A 17,992-nucleotide genomic window follows, 5' to 3' on the forward strand; every position below is an offset into this window, starting at 1 on the left:
GGCCCCGATCGGACCAGCGTTTATTTTCGTTGCCGTCACAAACCATCAACCTCAGCACTGGCCGCCGTGTCATGATCGGCCTGATCAGCTCACCCGGAGCTCCCAGGTCGAAGGGTTGCCGTGTCTTCATACAGTGCTCGCCGCCTCTTCTTGACAGTTCCCACGACGACGTTGTCGCTCACCATCGGAACGGCATTCGCCGGTGCGGGTCTACTGTTGGCCAGCGCAGGCTCGGCCGCGGCAGCACCCGCCGAGCCGCCCTCACCCAGTGGCCTGCAGTGCCTGATGACCAACATCGACTGCGCCTCGGTCGGTCCCGTGGCGGCCCGCGCGACGACGGTTTCCCCCACCGTCCTGGCCGCCGCCATCAGCGACATAACGGTGCGCGACATCCCCATCGTCGGCATCTTCATCGGCAACGGCGCCGACGCCCAGCCCGGTTGTGTCGGCACCGCCTGCAACGGCGGCAACGCCGGACTGCTCTTCGGCAACGGCGGTAACGGGCTCGACGGCGGCAGCGGCGGAGCGGGTGGCTTCTTCTTCGGTCGCGGCGGAAACGGCGGAGCCGGTATCACCGGTGCCGCGGGCACGCTTCCCGGCGACGACGGCGGGAACGGGGCGAACGGCGGCAGCGGCGGGGCCGGCGGGTTCTTCTTCGGTCGCGGAGGCGACGGCGGGGTCGGCGGCGTCGGCGGCGATGGCGCAAACGGGGCCACCGCCGCGACTCTCGGCGACAACGGCGGCCAGGGCGGCAACGGTGGGGACGGCGGAGCAGGCGGGCGAGGAGGTTTCTTCGGCCTCTTCGGCCTCAACGGCTCAACCGGCAACGGCGGCAACGGCGGGACCGGCGGCGCCGGCGGCGGCTCGTTCACGACCCAATTCGCCGGTGCCGGCGGCCAGGGTGGAAGCGGCGGCAATGGTGGCCAACTCGGCGGCCAGGGCGGGACCGGCGGCGCCGGCGGCCTTGGCCAGTCCGGCGGCGACGGCGGCAACGGCGGGCAGGGCGGGACCGGTGTCGCCGGCGGCAGCGGCGGCACCGGTGGCGCAGGCGGCCTGGCATCCGAAGGCAACGGCGGCCTGGGCGGCAACGGCGGCCAGGGCGGTACCGGTTCGCAGATCGGTGGCACCGGCGGCACCGGCGGCTACGGCGGGACCGGCGGACCGGGCACTAACGGCTTCGACGGCGGGGCCGGTGGCGCGGGCGGCACCGGCGGCCAGGGCGGCACCGGAGCGACCGGCGGAGCCGGCGGAAGCGGCGGAAGCGGCGGCTTCGGCGGCGTCAACTTCGACTTCGGTCAAACCAACAACGCCGGCGCCGGCGGCACCGGCGGCGCAGGTGGTGCCGGCGGTCTGGGAACCGTGAAGTCGGGCGGCCGTGGCGGCACCGGCGGCACCGGCGGTTTCGGTGGAAACGCCGAGAACGGACAGACCAACACCGGCGGTGCCGGTGGATCGGGCGGTTCCGGAGGCAAGGGCGGCCCGGGCGCCAACGGCGCCAATCCCGGCAGCACCGGCGGTAGCGGCACTGCGGGCCAAGCTCAATCGGGTGGTGTCGGCGGCAAGGGCGGCTCCGGCGGCGGGGGCGGCACGGGCGGCGCAGGCTGAATCCCGCTCAGCCACCCGTAATTCAGCTGCGCGAGCAGGTCGCGCCCGCTTACCCTGACGCCGTGTTCAGCAGGGTGAATCTGTCCTCGAAATCGGCCTACGAGCCTGAAGTCGGCTACTCCAGGGCGGTTCGGATCGGCCCGCACGTCGCGGTCTCCGGCACCACCGGCGCGGGCGACGACGTCGTCGCTCAGACTCGAAATGCATTGCAGCGCATAGCAACAGCGCTGGACGATCTCGGCGCCTCACTGTCCGACGTGATTCGCACCCGGATCTACATCACCGACATCACAGCCTGGCGCGAGGTCGGCGCGGTGCACGCGGAGTTCTTCGGCGCGATCCGCCCGGCGGCCACCATGGTCGAGGTCGCCGCGCTCATCGAGCCCGGGCTGCTGGTGGAGATCGAGGCCGACGCCTACGTCGACGGCTCGAACGGCTGAAACCTGCCATCCGGCCCGGGCAGATACGGCGTGACGTCCATCACGGCCGACGTGGGCAACCGGCCGTACAGGTGCGGGAACCGCATCGACGCGGGATCCGTTGTAACACCGTGTTCCCAACGCAGCGGCGCCTGCAGCTGTCGAGGGTCGATGTGGAGCAGCACCAAATCGGTTCGGCCGGAGTACAACCGGTTGGCCGGCAGGTGGACCTGCTCCGGCGTCGACAGGTGAATGAATCCGGCATCGCTGCGCGACGCGGGGCAAAGTTCGCCACTGGCCCGCGCGGTTTCCCAGTCTCGCTGTCCGCACAGGTGGAGTAAGAATTCCGGATTCGGGTACATACGACCACACTGCACCACCCGCAACACGAGAAGGCGTGAGACACGACACAGCGTTAAACCACCGGGGAACAAGGCCGGAACACAAAACGTCTGAGACAGTAGAGATACGTGACGGTGGCGACCAGTCACCGAAGCGCTGAGCACCTTACGGAGGAGCCCATGAACGCGACCCTGACCAGTCCTGAATTGACCAAGGCTGATCGCTGCGACCGCTGTGGTGCGGCGGCTCGGGTGCGCGCCAAGCTTCCCTCCGGTGCCGAACTCCTGTTCTGCCAGCATCACGCCAACGAGCACCAGGCCAAGCTGATCGAGTTGGCCGCGGTGATCGAAGTCAGCCCGTCGGAGGCGTAACAACTACTCGCGGCCGCGTCGCTGGGCAGGATCGCCGTCGTCAGGAATGCTGGACTGGTCATGACTGACCAATCGGCCAAGCCGTCTCGTCATCACGTGTGGCGGATCTCGAAACGCACGTTGTCCAAGAGCTGGGACGACTCGATTTTCTCCGAGGCGGCCCAGGCCGGTTTCTGGTCTGTGCTGTCGTTGCCGCCGCTGCTACTCGGGATTCTCGGGAGCCTGGCGTACATCGCGCCGATGTTCGGACCGGACACCCTGCCGACCATCGAGAACCAGCTGATCAACTTCGCGAACAGCTTCTTCTCGAAGAACGTTGTCAACGAGATCATCCAGCCGACGGTCCGCGACATCGTGGCGGGCGCACGCGGCGAGGTGGTGTCGTTCGGTTTCGTCATCAGCCTGTGGGCCGGTTCGTCGGCCATCTCGGCGTTCGTCGACTCGGTGGTGGAAGCCCACGACCAGACGCCGCTGCGACATCCGGTGCGGCAACGGTTCTTCGCGCTCGGGCTCTACGTGGTGATGCTGGTGTTCGTCATCGCCAGCGCACCGTTCGTGGCGCTCGGCCCCCGCAAGATCTCGTCGTATCTGCCGGACAGCTGGGACAACATCCTGCACTACGGTTACTACCCCGCCCTGGCGGTGACCTTGGTGCTGGCGGTGACGATCCTCTACCGGGTGTCGCTGCCCAAACCGCTGCCCACCCATCGCCTGGTGTGGGGTGCGATCCTGGCCGCCGCGGTGTTCGCGGTCGCGGCGATGGGCCTGCGGTTCTACCTGACCTGGATCACCAGCACCGGCTATACATATGGCGCGCTGGCGACCCCGATCGCGTTCCTGCTGTTTGCGTTCTTCCTCGGCTTCGCCATCATGATCGGCGCCGAACTCAACGCCGCCATCGAAGAGGAATTTCCCGCCCCCAAGCCGCACGCCGAACAGGTGCGAACGTGGTTGAGACGCATGGCGAAGTCGATGGGTGACAACGGCAACAAGCAAGACGACGCCGACGATGAGCCGCAGCCGGCGCCCACGGACACGACCGAAGCCGCCCCGGTCAGCCCTTCTTGAGGTTCTCGTAGACCCGCTTGCAGTCCGGGCACACCGGCGAACCCGGCTTGGCCGCGCGGGTCACCGGGAACACCTCGCCGCACAGTGCGACGACGTGGGTGCCCATCACGGCACTCTCGGCGATCTTGTCCTTCTTGACGTAATGGAAGACCTTGGGGGCATCGTCGTCGGTCCCGTCGTCGACACGTTCGTCGGCGTCGGTGCGCTCGATTGTCTGGGTCTGCATACAGACATTGTGCCCGGTAAGACAGCCGTAAGAAACCGGCATGCATATCGATCGCGAATTGTGGAACAGTAGAGCTATGAAGCGTGAGCTGGGTTTCGACGACGAGGGTCGGCCCGTGCTCATCACGGCCGCGGCGACGCCCTACGAAGACCAGCATCGCCAGCGCGTGCGGAAGTATCTGACGATCATGTCATTTCGGATTCCGGCACTGATCCTGGCGGCCGCCGCGTACGGCCTGTGGCACAACGGACTGATCTCACTGGCGATCATCGCGGTGTCGTTGCCGCTGCCGTGGATGGCCGTCCTGATCGCCAATGACCGCCCGCCCCGGCGCGCGGAGGAGCCCCGCCGCTTCAACGACACCCCGCAGCGGACCCCGCTGTTCCCGCGGGCCGAGCGGCGCGCGCTCGATGCCGGCATCTCGGCTGCGCAACCGCACCCGGCCGGTGGTCCCGACCGCGGTTCCCACTGACCGCCGACCGGGCCGTTTCTCAGGACATTCTCAGGGCTCGTCGCTATTCCCGCACGTCAGAGGGTGTGAACAGACGCCCTTGCGGGAACTCTTTGTTCGGATCGCACGTTGAACGCTTTGACAGTTGCAGCCGATCAGGAGGCCACCATGGCAAATGCCACCACCAGCCGGATTGACAGCGATCTGGACGCCCAGAGTCCAGCCGCCGACCTGGTGCGCGTCTATCTGAACGGCATCGGCAAAACCGCCCTGCTCACCGCAGAGGACGAGGTAGAGCTGGCCAAGCGGATCGAGGCCGGGCTGTTCGCCCAGCACCTGCTGGCGACCAAGAAGCGACTCAGCGAGAACCGTAAGCGTGATCTCGCCATCATCGTGCGCGACGGGCAGGCCGCCCGCAGTCATCTGCTCGAGGCCAACCTGCGCCTGGTGGTGTCGCTGGCCAAGCGCTACACCGGTCGCGGCATGCCGCTGCTGGACCTCATCCAGGAGGGCAACCTGGGGCTGATCCGCGCGATGGAGAAGTTCGACTACACCAAGGGTTTCAAGTTCTCGACGTATGCCACGTGGTGGATCCGTCAGGCCATCACCCGCGGCATGGCCGACCAGAGCCGCACCATCCGGCTGCCCGTCCACCTGGTGGAGCAGGTGAACAAGCTGGCCCGCATCAAGCGTGAGATGCACCAGAGCCTGGGCCGGGAGGCCAGCGACGAGGAGCTGGCGGAGGAGTCCGGTATTCCGGTCGAGAAGATCAACGATCTGCTCGAGCACAGCCGCGACCCGGTGAGCCTCGACATGCCGGTCGGCAGCGACGAGGAGGCCCCGCTCGGCGACTTCATCGAGGACTCCGAGGCCATGTCCGCCGAGAACGCGGTGATCGCCGAATTGCTGCACACCGACATCCGCCACGTGCTGGCCACCTTGGACGAGCGGGAGCAGCAGGTGATCCGGCTGCGGTTCGGCCTCGACGACGGCCAGCCCCGCACCCTCGACCAGATCGGCAAGCTGTTCGGCCTGTCCCGCGAGCGGGTCCGCCAGATCGAGCGTGAGGTCATGTCGAAGCTGCGCAACGGCGACCGGGCCGACCGGCTACGGTCCTACGCCAGCTGAGTAAGCAACCCCCTCCAGTGTGCCCGTCGGCGAAGCCGGCGGGCACACTGCTGTGGCCGGAGGTGTTGCACGTCCATTTACGCAGCTAGCCAAGTAGACTCGGGGCAGACGAAGGGTGTCCTTAATGAACGATCTGGTCGATACCACTGAGATGTATCTGCGCACGATCTACGACCTCGAAGAGGAGGGCGTGATCCCCCTGCGCGCACGCATTGCCGAGCGGCTCGAGCAGAGTGGCCCGACGGTCAGCCAGACCGTGGCCCGGATGGAACGCGACGGCCTGCTGCATGTGGCCGGCGACCGGCACCTTGAACTGACCGAAAAGGGACGCGAATTGGCCGTCTCGGTGATGCGCAAGCATCGCCTCGCCGAGCGCCTGCTGGTGGACGTCATCGGGTTGCCGTGGGAGGAAGTGCACGCCGAAGCCTGCCGCTGGGAACACGTGATGAGCGAGGACGTCGAGCGCCGGCTGGTGCAGGTCCTCGATGACCCGACGGTGTCCCCGTTCGGCAACCCGATTCCCGGTCTGTCGCTGCTGGGCCTGGACATGAGCAAGTTCGAGGACGCCAACCTGGTGCGCCTGACCGAGCTGCCGGCCGGCTCCCCCGTCGCCGTGGTGGTCCGTCAGCTCTCCGAACACGTGCAGGGTGACGTCGAGCTGATCGGTCAGCTCAAGGGTGCCGGTGTGGTGCCCAATGCCCGTGTGCAGGTGGAGAGCGGCCCGCACGGCGGTGTGACGATCCTGATCGGCGGCCACGAGAACGTGCACCTGCCGCACGAGATGGCCCACGCGGTCAAGGTCGAGAAGGTCTAAGCAGCTCTACACCGCGCGACGGCCGAACGCTCGCCGCGGCGGAAGCCGCACCCCCAACCGCTTGGCCAGCCGGTACCCCGCGCCGGCCAGCTCCCGGATCTGCTCGGGCCGCATTCCCGACTGCAACGCGGTGTCGAGCATGCTCGCCATCCGGTGCTCAGGATCGCTGCGCAGCGCCGCCTCCAGCGATAGCCCGGCCAACGGCCCGTCGCCACGCGTGTATGCCGAAAAAGCCAGCAGCACAAGCGCTTCGGTTCGCCACGGGTCGGGAAGGGTCCGCGCCAGCACCGTCCACAGCGCCTCGGCATCGCCGGCCACCGCACCGACTGCGAGCGCGTACAACGTGTCGCGGACCGAGACGTCGGTCAGCGCGCACGCGAGCATCGCCAGTTCGGCCTCCCCGAGGTCCGCACCGTCACTGACCCTGGCGGCGATCGCCATTACCGCCTCGACATCGCGGCGCCCGCACCTGTCCGGATCTGCCCGCCAGTCGGCCTCCCGCGCCTCGGCGTGCGCGGCGATCGCCGGCACCAGCGACGCGGCCCGACCGGCGTCGGCGACCGCGACCACCGCCTGCAGATCGGACCGGCGTGGATACAGTCGCCGCCCCTCGAGCACGGCGGCCGCGGCGAGCGGTGAGGCCATCGGATCCTCCACCGCGCCGAACGCGCCACAGCCGTCGACGCAGTGCCACCGGCCGCCGGCCTCGATCCGGTCGACCACATGGGTGGCGTAGACGGTCATGTCGTGGGCGGACAGCGCCGCGTCCAACTCGTCGCACATGTCGCGGTAGTCCTGGTTGCACATCGGGCAGGGGGCGCCGTCGGCGTCGACGATCACGGCCACCACCGTGTCCGCGCCCGAGGCGGCGGCGACTTCTGCCAGGCGGGTGAGGCCCCCGTCCATCGCGTTCGACAAGTCGACGCGCATGACCGCTCCCATTTCGCGGTCCTCCAGGGACACCAGCACCAGTGATTTCTCCGGGACGAAGCCGAGAACAGCGGGCAGCGCGGCGATCAGGGCGCCAGGACGGGTGAAGCGATAGTCAGGTTCGTGTGTGGTCATGGCCCGACAGTCGCAACCGGCGCCGACCAAATCGGTCCGCCGAGCACCGACAAGCATGCGGCTGGGGATGAACTCGGAACTGGGGATAGCCGCCGGCAAGCGGCGCCACATTGTTCATGTCGTATTGACACGGTCGGCATGCGAGATTCGGCAAACCGGCGTACATCTTGTCCTCATGAGTGTGGAATACGACCTCGTCGTCATCGGCTCGGGGCCCGGCGGTCAGAAAGCAGCCATCGCGGCAGCCAAGCTGGGCAAGTCGGTGGCCGTCATCGAACGCGGGCAGATGCTCGGCGGTGTCTGTGTTCAGACCGGCACCATCCCGTCGAAGACGCTGCGCGAGGCGGTGCTCTACCTGACCGGCATGAGTCAGCGCGAACTCTACGGCGCCAGCTACCGGGTCAAGGACAAGATCACTCCCGCCGATCTGCTCGCCCGCACCGAACACGTGATCCGCAAAGAGGTCGACGTGGTGCGAAACCAGTTGATGCGCAACGGTATCGAGCTCTACGTGGGGCACGGCCGGTTCATCGATGAGCACACCGTCGAGGTCGAGGACCCCACCCGGGCCGAGCACATCACCGTCAGCGGCCGCTACATCATCATCGCCACCGGCACCAAGCCGGCGCGGCCCGCCGGCGTCGAGTTCGACGAGAACCGGGTGCTGGACTCCGACGGCATCCTCGACCTGAAGACCATCCCGGGCTCGATGGTGGTGGTCGGCGCCGGCGTCATCGGCATCGAGTACGCCTCGATGTTCGCCGCGCTGGGCACCAAGGTCACCGTCGTCGAGAAACGCGACACGATGCTCGACTTCTGCGATCCCGAGATCGTCGAAGCCCTGCGCTTCCACCTTCGCGACCTGGCGGTGACGTTCCGTTTCGGCGAGGAGGTGACCGCTGTCGACGTCGGTTCGGCCGGCACCGTCACCACATTGGCCAGCGGCAAGCAGATCCCCGCCGAAACCGTCATGTACTCGGCCGGACGGCAAGGCCAGACCGACCACCTGGATCTGGCGAACGCCGGTCTGGAGGCCGACAACCGTGGCCGGATCTTCGTCGACGAGAAGACATTTCAGTCGAAGGTCGACCACATCTACGCCGTTGGCGATGTCATCGGCTTCCCCGCCCTGGCGGCCACCTCGATGGAGCAGGGCCGGCTGGCGGCCTACCACGCGTTCGGCGAGCCGACGGCCGGTATGACCGTGCTGCAGCCGATCGGCATCTACTCGATCCCGGAGGTGTCCTACGTCGGCGCCACCGAGGTGGACCTCACCAAGGCGGCGGTCCCCTACGAGGTCGGGGTGTCCCGCTACCGCGAGCTGGCCCGCGGCCAGATCGCCGGCGACTCCTACGGCATGCTCAAGCTGCTGGTGTCGACCGAAGACCTGAAGGTCCTCGGCGTTCACATCTTCGGCACCGCGGCAACAGAATTGGTGCACATCGGCCAGGCCGTGATGGGCTGCGGCGGGACCATCGAGTACCTGGTCGACGCCGTCTTCAACTATCCGACGTTCTCGGAGGCCTACAAGGTGGCCGCACTCGACGTGATGAACAAGCTGCGTGCGCTGAACCAGTTCCGCCGCTAGGCGCTCAGCACTCGCTGTCGAACGACGCCGGCGCGTCGTCGCCCGGTCCCCCCGCTTCGGCGCGCGCCAGCAGCGCTGCCGTCGCCGCATCGAACGGTGCCGAGTACGAGACGTTGTCCTGGCAGCCGCCGCCGTTGCGCCCGCCGATCACGCCGACCACCGTCGCCCCGGCGATCCACGGGCCGCCGCTGGTTCCGTCGACCAGGCCGTCGCAGCGCAGCGCCGGGTATCCGTCCTCGATGCGGGCGACGGTGTCGCAGCCCAGCGGGGGCCCGCCGTCGCCCACCGGGTACCCGATCACCGTCACCGGCGCGGTCTCGGTGGGCGCGGCGCCGAGGGTGAGTGCCCGGCCCGCAGCGGTTTCGACGGTGCCGCCGGTGGCTCTGCTGACCCGCGCGAACGCATAATCCGCCTTGGGGTCCTGAGTGCTCAGCCAGCGGGGATCGAGGTAGACGGTGTCGACGGTCCAGACATCGCCGGGAGCGGCGCTCTCGTCGAATCCCGGTACGAACGTGGCGGGCAGGCCCGCCGCCAGGCAGTGCGCGGCGGTCAGGATCAGATCCTGGCCCGCGGAATGGACCACTGAGGCGGTGCAGGTGTGGGTGTCGGTGGCGCCGAGGAACAGCGCTCCCACGTCGGGCCGGGCCGCCACCGGCTGGGCATTCGCGGCCGGTACCGCCGCCGCGCGGGACTGCTCGGCGGCCTTGGCCCGCGGCTCGGCGGTCGAATGGCAGCCGGACACCAGAACCGTGGCCACCACGAGGTTCAGGGCCGCCGCGACCGTCCGCATGGCTCGATCATGCCCGATCTGCGCGTTTTCGACCCGGGTAGACGCCGGGAACGGCGGGCACCCCACCAGCGTTGTGCAACACGAGCGCTATGGTCAGCGCTCACCCGATTCTCTGCCCGATGTCGCCGCCCCCGCGGCTCCTGAGAGACACTGGTTGTCACGGTGCAAGGGGACGACGACGTGCCCGGGCGCCGCGAGGAGGCGGAGACGATGACTGACGAGCAGGCACAGCCCTACCAACCCGAGCCGACCGGCATGTACGAACTGGAGTTTCCGGCGCCACAACTGTCCGCACCCGATGGGCGTGGCCCGGTGATGATTCACGCTCTCGAAGGCTTCTCCGACGCCGGCCGCGCCATTCGGCTGGCCGCCGACCACCTCAAAGCCAAGCTGGACACCGAGTTGGTGGCCTCGTTCTCGATCGACGAACTGCTGGACTACCGCTCCCGCCGGCCGCTGATGACGTTCAAGACCGATCACTTCACCGACTACGACGACCCTGCGCTGAATCTGTACGCCCTGCGCGACAGCCTCGGCACACCGTTCCTGCTGCTCGCCGGGATGGAGCCGGATCTGAAGTGGGAGCGGTTCGTCACCGCCGTGCGGCTGCTGGCCGAGCAGCTCGGGGTACGCCAGACCATCGGACTGGGCACCATCCCGATGGCCGTGCCGCACACCCGGCCGGTGACGATGACCGCGCACTCCAACAACCGCGAACTGATCACCGAATTCACCCCGTGGGTCGGCGAGGTGCAGGTCCCGGGCAGTGTGTCCAACCTGCTGGAGTACCGGATGGCCCAGCACGGCCACGAAGTCATCGGCTTCACCGTGCATGTGCCCCACTACCTGGCCCAAACGGATTTTCCGCCCGCTGCCGAGGCGCTGCTGGAGCAGGTCGCCAAGCTGACGTCGCTGCAGGTTCCGTTGCGGGGGCTGACCGATGCCGGCGCGGCCATCCGCACCAAGATCGACGAGCAGGTCGAAGCCTCGGCGGAGGTCGCTCAAGTGGTGACCGCGCTGGAGCGACAGTACGATGCTTTCGTTGCCGCTCAAGAGAACCGGTCGCTGCTGGCACGCGACGAAGAACTCCCCAGCGGCGACGAGTTGGGTGCGGAGTTCGAGAAATTCCTGGCCCAGCACGCCGAGGACTTCAAAGACGGTTTCAACGACAGCGGCGAGACCTAGCGGAGTCCACCGCACCGATGACAGGGTTGGCCAGTGACTCAGCAGAAGCCTCAGCAGAAGTCTCAGCGAAAGCCCAATCTCCAGCCGGTGCGGGATGTGACGCCCACCCTGCACTTCCGGACCATTCACGGCTACCGGCGGGCCTTCCGGGTGGCCGGGTCGGGTCCGGCGCTGCTGCTGATCCACGGGATCGGTGACAACTCGACGACGTGGCATCCGGTGCACAGCAAGCTCGCCCAGCGGTTCACCGTCATCGCCCCGGACCTGCTGGGGCATGGACAGTCCGACAAGCCGCGAGCCGACTATTCGGTGGCGGCCTACGCCAACGGCATGCGCGATCTGCTCAGCGTGCTCGACCTCGACAAGGTGACCGTGGTCGGGCATTCACTCGGCGGCGGCGTGGCGATGCAATTCGCTTACCAGTTCCCGCAATTGGTGGAGCGGCTGATCCTGGTCAGCGCGGGCGGGGTGACCAAAGAGGTCAACATCGCGCTGCGGGCCGCCTCGCTGCCGTTGGGCGGGGAGGCCCTGGCCCTGCTGCGACTGCCGATGGTGCTGCCCGCGTTGCAGCTTGCCGGCCGCGCGCTGGGCAGCGTCTTCGGCTCCACCGGTCTGGGCCGCGACCTGCCGGACGCGCTGCGCATCCTGGCCGATCTGCCCGAGCCGACGGCCTCGTCGGCGTTCACCCGCACATTGCGGTCGGTGGTGGACTGGCGGGGCCAGGTGGTCACCATGCTGGACCGATGTTATCTGACCGAATCCGTTCCGGTGCAACTCATTTGGGGTGACTTGGACGCGGTGATCCCGGTCAGTCATGCCCGAATGGCGCACTCCGCCATGCCCGGCTCCCAGCTCGAGATCTTCGGCCGCTCCGGCCACTTCCCGTTCCACGACGACCCCGACCGTTTCGTGGAGGTCGTCGAGAAGTTCATCGACTCGACAGCCCCGGCCGAGTACGACCAGGACGTCCTGCGCGAACTCCTGCGCACCGGCCTGTCCGAACGCCTGGTCACCGGGTCACTCGACACCCGGGTCGCGGTGCTCGATGCCCTCGGCGCCGACGAGCGCAGTGCCACCTGAGGCATCGCACCGTCCCCCATCGGTCACTGCGGCCGGATGCGCCGAGCGGAACCGATAGACATCTAGGCGAAGTTTGCCATGCCCGGGCGTTCGCTTTGCGTGACACCGCCCGCCCGGGTCCGCGCCTAACACTGCGACCCGGCTGTCGGACGATCGCGAACCACATCGCCACCGCGCCGCCGGCACGCACAGCGAGGCAACCTGGGCCACTTGGCCTCACGCGCAACGCCGCGCCCGCTGATCGGCATTATCACTGCTGAGCGACCCGTAATCTGCGATTTGACCGGATCGATCCACCCGCCCCGCGGGCGATCGCGATTTTGACGATTTCGCCAATTGCCTGCGGCGTGGTTGTGATTTGATGGCTTCTCTGTGTGACGGGACGAGTGCAGTGGGGGTCCTCGTGAACGACATGTCTGACACCGGCGGACACTTAGCTCAGCGCCCGGACAGTAACCGCGCGAACCGTCGCACACGAATCAAGCGGCGGCCGCTGCGCGTAACGGCATGGCTGGGCATCGGAGCGGCGACGCTCGGCATGGGGGCCGTGCTGGCAGGCAGCGTCGGTATCGCCAACGCGGACACCGGTGGTTCGGCCGATCACCCGGGGGCTACCGCACCGGCCAAGAAAGACCCCGGCAGCAAGCAGGGCGTACGCGCCTCCACCGCCCGCCCGGCCAGCCCTGGCGTCGGTACATCGAAGCGCCTCGCACGGCCACTGTCCTCAGCCTCACCGACCGCCAGCACCGCCCGCCTGGACCGGCGATCTTCTGCCCCGACGCCGAGCGCCGCGTCCGCGCGGGCCGTGCGTCCCGCCGTATCCGCGCCGGCCGCACCGTTCGCCGCACCGTGCGCTGCCTGCTGGGGTGTCGGCGCACCCACAGTGACGCAAGGTCTCACGACGGCGACCAATCACCTGTTCAATGTCGCCTATCAGCTGCTGGACGACGGTCCCGGCAATCCGATCTCGACATCCATCGAGGGGGCACTCGTCCTCATCAGGCGGGCCCTGTTCTTCGTTCCGACCGGCGTCACCGCGACCCAGGTCGGCACCGCACTGACCGTCGGCGTCAACAGTGGCAGCGTGGCGTACTTCCGGCAGTCCGGATCTCAGGTGCAGGTTGCGGATAATCCCCTGTTCTGGGGAGCCCAAGAGTTCGCGGCGCCGTCGCTGTCCGATGTCACTGTCAGCAATGCGGGAGCCACCGGGTGCGCGGGCTTTGACTTTGCGACGGGTACCGTCGCGGCCAATCTCGTTGCCAACCAGATTGATTCAATCGAATTCGGCCCCGGCGCCGCATTTGGCGGCACCGTCACGCTGACCGATGCCTCCTCGCCGATCTCGATACGAACCGCGGTTCGCGGGTCACAAGGCGTGACCATCGACGGTCAGGTCTTGCTGGCCTCGAATGTGGAAATCGACGCCGGTACCGGCAATGCGGTGTTCACCAATACCGTCGATGCCCGGCAAGCAGGCAAGCAGTCCTTGCTGGTCAGTGCACTCGGGACGACCACGTTCGCAGCAGCGATCGGAAGCCGGAATCCGCTGGCCAGCCTGACCACCCGCGCCATCGCCCCGATCGACATCACTCAATCGGCGGACTCGAAAACCATTCCCCTGCATTACATGCCGACGTTCTCGGCGGACGGGCGTCCACAGGTCAAGTACGGCATCGATGTCGCAATCGGCGATAATGCTCCGCGCACATACCTGTTCGATTCCGGCGGCAACGGGTTCTACGCTGGTTACACGCCGAGCTATTGGCAAGACGTCCAGCTCGGAACCAACTCCTCCGACATCACCTACACCTCAGGCAACTTCGTCGATGCGGTCGCGACGACCACCACGATCACGATCGGAACCGGCCAGCAGAGCGTCACCACGCAACCGATCCAGATAGGCGCGATCGTCGCCGGCGGCAACAAGAATGACGGTTCGGTATTCGATTTCTCCGATCCCGACGCCACCCCGTGGGATGGGCGGTTTGTCGGAGATTTCGGAGCTGCGTTCGGTGTGCAACCGGTTGACAATCAGGCGCAGGGCCTGACGAGCGCACTGTTCCAGTTGCCCGGGAATCTGTCGAGCGGCTTTCTCGCCCAGCTGGGCCCGATCGGCTCGCCACCGCAGTTGACGGTGGGTGTCACCGACGCGCTGCGCGCACAATTCCCGTATGCGGTGCCGGTGAGCGCACTGACCGGCGGCGGCGTGTATCCGGTTTCCGGATATCAGGTATTGCAGCAATTCGGCTTCGCCGCAGAGTATTTCGTGACGCAACAAGACACCGGCCTACTGATCCCCCTTGGTACGGAATCCTTCGCCCAGTGCGCGCAGCAATGCCTACCCTCGCTGATCGACAGCGGTGCGCCGTCGACCAGTGTCCGACTGCCCGGCGCGCCGACACCGTATCCACTCTCGACGGCCAACAATTCGGCATTACAGCCGGGTTCCATTTTCGTCGCCGAGCTTCCGACCACGCAGGGGCGCCCACCGCTGACGTGGACATTCACCGCGGGCACGAACGGCTCGGTCGATCAGGTCGGTTACGACAGCAGCAGCGGGGCCGCGACCACCACCCAGAACGTCAACACCGGCCTGAATCTCTACAACGATTTCGACATCATGTTCGACGTCGCCAAACAAGTGATCTGGTTGCGCCCCAACGGCGGTCAGTCAACGGTGTCCCTGCAGTCGGTGGCGACCACCGGAGCCCAGACCTACGGCCAGAACGCCATCCTCAGCGGCACCTATGCGACCGGTGGCGGGGCGTTCTCGATCTCCGGGGTCACTCGACTCGCCGGTGACGTCACCGTCGAGTCAGGCTCCGGTGATGCAACGTTCTCCGGAACCGTGGACGGCACGGCGGCCGGTGGACAATCGCTGACCGTCAATGCCAGCGGTACAACCACTTTCGTTCGCCAAGTCGGAGCTCTGGCGGCCCTGAAGAGTCTGACCACCGACACGCCCGGCTCGACGGTCACGTCGGGTGTCACCACGGCGGATGGCCAGACCTATCACGACGACTTATCGATCAACGGCGCGTACTCCGGCAGTTCGTTCGCCGCCGGGAAGTCGACGGTGCTGGCCGGACCCAGCAGCATCACCGTCGGTGACGGATCGATCGCCTTCGCCGGAACGATCGATTCCCAGATCGAGCAACTTCCGTCGGATACCGGTGTCAGCCCGGTCAAGACCGGGTTCACACTGGAGGTGTCGGCTCAGGGCGGGGCGGTCGGCTTCGGCGCCAAAGTCGGCGGCACCAGCGAGCTGGGCGGCTTGACCATCGACAAAAACACGAGCGTCACTGCTGCAGACACGGTCAACCTTGTTGGTTCACTGGCCAATTCGGGCCAGACCGGCATCGATATCGGGGACGGCGCCACCGTGCGCCTGCGCGCCGGTGGCTCGATCACCGGCTTCACCGGTAGCGGCATCGTGTTCCAGGGCGGATCGCAAGGATCGGAGGTTCGCGGATTCCACGTCGCAGGCAACGTCTACGACGGTATTCAGCTCGGCCTCGACAACGCGAGCTCCGGTGTCCCGGTCGACTTCGCCGGCACGGTGATCGCCGAGAACACCATCTACGGCAATTCTGCTTTCGGCATCGAAGCTGCCGCACCGGTGCTCGGTTTGACCATCCGTGACAACACGATCGGGGCGACCGGTGAGACCAACGAATGGGGCTTCTACGTCACCCCCGGCCCGAACACGCACGGCATCGTCCTCGCTCCCGGCCTCTATACCGGCACCACGATCTACGACAACACGATCACCGACAACGCTCGCAGCGGCATCTTCGCGCCCGGTGGCGTGCAGGGTCTGCTGATCACCGGCAACACGATCAAGGACAACCAGCTGCATGGCATCGAATTCGCCACCGGCGACTTCACCTCCACTGTGATCACCGGCAATACGATCTCAGCCAACGGCTCCGATGGAATCTCCCTCGGCGCCGGTGTCGGCCAGGCCACGACCGCCGGCGGCAATCCGCTGACCGGTTACACCGCGGGGCTCGGTCACTACGTCGTCAGTTATGCGAACAATCCGGATTTCTACGACCCCACCACCCCACCGGCCGACCCACAGATCCAGCTGCAGATCGGTGCGGCTCCGCACGGCACAACGAATGTGACAGTCAACCTGGACACCGGCTCACGCGGACTCTACTTCGACGCCCTTCAACTTCCGGCCGAAATCACCGGCCAGGGAACACAACTGGGCAAAGGCTACGTCTACCTCAACAGCTCCAACAGGCTCTTCTTCGGCGACTGGGTCCAGCTTCCCATCACGTTCTCGCAGTCGGTATACGTGGACGCCAACGGCACCGATCAGAGCCGCAGGGCACAGGCCAGCGTCCCTGTGCTGGTGGTCAGCGCGGTGGGCGCCTCGATGACTCCGATGCCAGGCAGCACGGTACCCAACACGACGTTCAGCACAACGGTGTCCACAGGCACCATCGTCATCACCAATGGCAGTCAGACACAGCAGGCCACCATCGTGACCAATCCGTCGGCCGGCCCGGGTAAGGGCACCGTCACAATCCCGGGCGGCTGGTGGGCCAACTACGCCGACAACATCGTGGACGGCAACGAACTACTGGCCCCGGTTGCCAACTTCGGCATCGGATTCGATCGATCCGGTCAGGGCACGGCACCGACGACCAACGAATACAATCAGGCCTACAACGCCTTCCTGAACCTCACCGAGATGCAGGACGGCGCCATGCGCCCGGGGTATGTTCTGTCCGCCGGTGGGGTGACTCTCGGCCTGGACAGCGCCGTAACCGGCTTCGCCTACACCGATCTGGCCCCGACCGGCCTGCAACAGGGAACGCAGAGCGCGCCCGATTGGCAACCGGCGACCGGGACGGTCACCTACGAGAACACCACATACGGCACCGGTCAGCTCGTGATCGACATGGGAATTCCGACTGGGATCCTCACTTTGCCGGGTCAGACGCCCACGTCGTCGTTCTCCGGAAAGATGACCGTGGACCTGCTCAATTCCGGCGGCTCGAATTCCGGTGTCAGCTACCACTTCCAGACCGATTCCACCGGCAGCATCGTCCGCGCGGACAACCTGCTCGCTCCCACCGATGTCGCGTTCTTCAACCCTCTGGCAGGCAATTACACCGAGAACATGGCACCCCAGAGCCAGCAGTTCTTCAACACCGGACGCGATGTCTTCGCCGCCTTCGACTACCTCTACGACGCAGCAGGAGGCTATTTCGGCCTCAAGGTCGGATCCACCCAGCAGGCGCAGGATGCATTCGCCGGCAACGGCGAGTTCACCGCCGCGCACTTCGAAAATCCCAACGCCCCCACCGGAGTGGACAATCTGACGGTCACCGGTAACACGATCTCAGACAATGGCGGAGACGGTGTCAGCATCATCGGCGCCGACAATGTGCTCAACGCCAATACGATCGCCCACAACACCGGTGACGGTGTCGCGGTCAGCGCAGCGACGTCGACCGGCAACTCGATCCTGTCCAATTCCATCCATTCCAACGCCGGCCACGGAATCGCCCTGACTGACGGCGCAAATGGCGGACAACCGGCACCCAGCTCGGTATCAGCCACGTTGGTGGACAACGAAACCCAGGTGCGGGTGCACGGCACGGTGACCGCGGTGGGCGGATACTCCGGACAGTTCGAGGTCCAGGTATTCGGGTCACCGCCGTCCGAAGGAGTCAACGCTCAGGGTCGGCATCTACTCGGATCGTTCACCACCTCGGCCGGTGACTTCAGTCAAGATTTCTCGGTCGGACCCGACGATCAGTGGATCACCGTCACCGCCACACCGGTGACGGCGCCGGCCAACACCTCCGAGTTCTCCACGCCCGTGAGCGACGTGTGACGA

General features: G+C 66.7%; 15 protein-coding genes. 11 read left to right on the plus strand and 4 right to left on the minus strand.

Going from position 1 to position 17,992, the window contains the following annotated elements; translation table 11 throughout:
* The first annotated feature begins 150 nt into the window (after window positions 1–150).
* Window positions 151–1,605 (plus strand): hypothetical protein, encoded by a 1,455-nt coding sequence (locus AB4879_RS14040; RefSeq protein WP_370508066.1) that lies wholly within the window; start codon window positions 151–153, stop codon window positions 1,603–1,605.
* 62 nt (window positions 1,606–1,667) lie between these two features.
* On the plus strand, window positions 1,668–2,045 hold the full coding sequence (locus AB4879_RS14045; protein WP_370508067.1) for a RidA family protein: 378 nt from the start codon (window positions 1,668–1,670) through the stop codon (window positions 2,043–2,045).
* Here the strand turns inward: AB4879_RS14045 and AB4879_RS14050 are convergent.
* Window positions 2,021–2,386 carry a DUF952 domain-containing protein gene (locus AB4879_RS14050; RefSeq protein ID WP_370508068.1) on the minus strand — a complete coding sequence of 122 codons (366 nt, stop codon included), beginning with the start codon at window positions 2,384–2,386 and terminating at the stop codon, window positions 2,021–2,023. The two genes, AB4879_RS14045 and AB4879_RS14050, sit on opposite strands and share 25 nt — an antisense overlap.
* Window positions 2,387–2,545: 159 nt before the next feature.
* Here AB4879_RS14050 and AB4879_RS14055 point away from each other — a divergent pair, with 159 nt between their 5' ends.
* Together AB4879_RS14055 and AB4879_RS14060 are read left to right on the plus strand one after the other, a co-directional pair.
* A complete protein-coding gene (locus AB4879_RS14055) occupies window positions 2,546–2,737 on the plus strand; it encodes a hypothetical protein (RefSeq protein ID WP_036338582.1) in 192 nt (63 codons plus the stop codon).
* Window positions 2,738–2,797: 60 nt separating this feature from the next.
* Window positions 2,798–3,805 (plus strand): YihY/virulence factor BrkB family protein, encoded by a 1,008-nt coding sequence (locus AB4879_RS14060; RefSeq protein WP_370508069.1) that lies wholly within the window; start codon window positions 2,798–2,800, stop codon window positions 3,803–3,805.
* Here AB4879_RS14060 and AB4879_RS14065 read toward each other — a convergent pair.
* Window positions 3,792–4,031, minus strand: a complete 240-nt coding sequence (locus tag AB4879_RS14065) for a DUF3039 domain-containing protein (protein ID WP_036338588.1) — start codon at window positions 4,029–4,031, stop codon at window positions 3,792–3,794. The two genes, AB4879_RS14060 and AB4879_RS14065, sit on opposite strands and share 14 nt — an antisense overlap.
* Window positions 4,032–4,107: 76 nt before the next feature.
* Between AB4879_RS14065 and AB4879_RS14070 the strand changes: the two genes are divergently transcribed.
* The 3 genes from AB4879_RS14070 (at window position 4,108) to AB4879_RS14080 (ending at window position 6,424) form a co-directional block, all read left to right on the plus strand.
* Window positions 4,108–4,503, plus strand: a complete 396-nt coding sequence (locus AB4879_RS14070; RefSeq protein WP_370508070.1) for a DUF3099 domain-containing protein — start codon at window positions 4,108–4,110, stop codon at window positions 4,501–4,503.
* Window positions 4,504–4,620: 117 nt separating this feature from the next.
* Window positions 4,621–5,610 carry a sigma-70 family RNA polymerase sigma factor gene (locus AB4879_RS14075; protein WP_286145621.1) on the plus strand — a complete coding sequence of 330 codons (990 nt, stop codon included), beginning with the start codon at window positions 4,621–4,623 and terminating at the stop codon, window positions 5,608–5,610.
* Between the two features lie 124 nt (window positions 5,611–5,734).
* Window positions 5,735–6,424, plus strand: coding sequence for a metal-dependent transcriptional regulator (locus AB4879_RS14080; protein WP_036338595.1), 690 nt, complete (start codon window positions 5,735–5,737; stop codon window positions 6,422–6,424).
* A 6-nt stretch (window positions 6,425–6,430) separates the two neighbouring features.
* Here AB4879_RS14080 and AB4879_RS14085 read toward each other — a convergent pair whose 3' ends face one another.
* Complete coding sequence (locus tag AB4879_RS14085; protein WP_370508071.1) at window positions 6,431–7,489, minus strand: DUF4192 domain-containing protein; 1,059 nt, start codon at window positions 7,487–7,489, stop codon at window positions 6,431–6,433.
* Between the two features lie 175 nt (window positions 7,490–7,664).
* Here AB4879_RS14085 and sthA point away from each other — a divergent pair, with 175 nt between their 5' ends.
* Entirely contained in the window at window positions 7,665–9,077 is a 1,413-nt protein-coding gene (gene sthA, locus AB4879_RS14090) for a Si-specific NAD(P)(+) transhydrogenase (RefSeq protein WP_083116975.1), read from the plus strand.
* Window positions 9,078–9,081: 4 nt separating this feature from the next.
* Here sthA and AB4879_RS14095 read toward each other — a convergent pair whose 3' ends face one another.
* On the minus strand, window positions 9,082–9,867 hold the full coding sequence (locus tag AB4879_RS14095) for a serine protease (RefSeq protein ID WP_370508072.1): 786 nt from the start codon (window positions 9,865–9,867) through the stop codon (window positions 9,082–9,084).
* A gap of 210 nt (window positions 9,868–10,077) precedes the next feature.
* Here AB4879_RS14095 and AB4879_RS14100 point away from each other — a divergent pair, with 210 nt between their 5' ends.
* The 3 genes from AB4879_RS14100 (at window position 10,078) to AB4879_RS14110 (ending at window position 17,989) form a co-directional block, all read left to right on the plus strand.
* Window positions 10,078–11,052, plus strand: a complete 975-nt coding sequence (locus AB4879_RS14100) for a proteasome assembly chaperone family protein (protein WP_370508073.1) — start codon at window positions 10,078–10,080, stop codon at window positions 11,050–11,052.
* Between the two features lie 33 nt (window positions 11,053–11,085).
* Window positions 11,086–12,132 carry an alpha/beta fold hydrolase gene (locus tag AB4879_RS14105; protein WP_370508074.1) on the plus strand — a complete coding sequence of 349 codons (1,047 nt, stop codon included), beginning with the start codon at window positions 11,086–11,088 and terminating at the stop codon, window positions 12,130–12,132.
* 412 nt (window positions 12,133–12,544) lie between these two features.
* Window positions 12,545–17,989 carry a beta strand repeat-containing protein gene (locus AB4879_RS14110; RefSeq protein ID WP_370508319.1) on the plus strand — a complete coding sequence of 1,815 codons (5,445 nt, stop codon included), beginning with the start codon at window positions 12,545–12,547 and terminating at the stop codon, window positions 17,987–17,989.
* Window positions 17,990–17,992 lie beyond the last annotated feature (3 nt).

The sequence above is a fragment of the Mycobacterium sp. SA01 genome (assembly GCF_041287105.1).
Taxonomy (GTDB): domain Bacteria; phylum Actinomycetota; class Actinomycetes; order Mycobacteriales; family Mycobacteriaceae; genus Mycobacterium.

What these genes read in the sequence shown, in the direction of transcription:
- AB4879_RS14050 (WP_370508068.1), bottom strand. Translation starts at nt 2,386, where the DNA reads ATGTACCCGAATCCGGAATTCTTACTCCACCTGTGCGGACAGCGAGAC.
- AB4879_RS14055 (WP_036338582.1), top strand. Translation starts at nt 2,546, where the DNA reads ATGAACGCGACCCTGACCAGTCCTGAATTGACCAAGGCTGATCGCTGC.
- AB4879_RS14060 (WP_370508069.1), top strand. Translation starts at nt 2,798, where the DNA reads ATGACTGACCAATCGGCCAAGCCGTCTCGTCATCACGTGTGGCGGATC.
- AB4879_RS14065 (WP_036338588.1), bottom strand. Translation starts at nt 4,031, where the DNA reads ATGCAGACCCAGACAATCGAGCGCACCGACGCCGACGAACGTGTCGAC.
- AB4879_RS14070 (WP_370508070.1), top strand. Translation starts at nt 4,108, where the DNA reads ATGAAGCGTGAGCTGGGTTTCGACGACGAGGGTCGGCCCGTGCTCATC.
- AB4879_RS14080 (WP_036338595.1), top strand. Translation starts at nt 5,735, where the DNA reads ATGAACGATCTGGTCGATACCACTGAGATGTATCTGCGCACGATCTAC.
- AB4879_RS14085 (WP_370508071.1), bottom strand. Translation starts at nt 7,489, where the DNA reads ATGACCACACACGAACCTGACTATCGCTTCACCCGTCCTGGCGCCCTG.
- sthA (WP_083116975.1), top strand. Translation starts at nt 7,665, where the DNA reads ATGAGTGTGGAATACGACCTCGTCGTCATCGGCTCGGGGCCCGGCGGT.
- AB4879_RS14095 (WP_370508072.1), bottom strand. Translation starts at nt 9,867, where the DNA reads ATGCGGACGGTCGCGGCGGCCCTGAACCTCGTGGTGGCCACGGTTCTG.
- AB4879_RS14100 (WP_370508073.1), top strand. Translation starts at nt 10,078, where the DNA reads ATGACTGACGAGCAGGCACAGCCCTACCAACCCGAGCCGACCGGCATG.
- AB4879_RS14110 (WP_370508319.1), top strand. Translation starts at nt 12,545, where the DNA reads ATGTCTGACACCGGCGGACACTTAGCTCAGCGCCCGGACAGTAACCGC.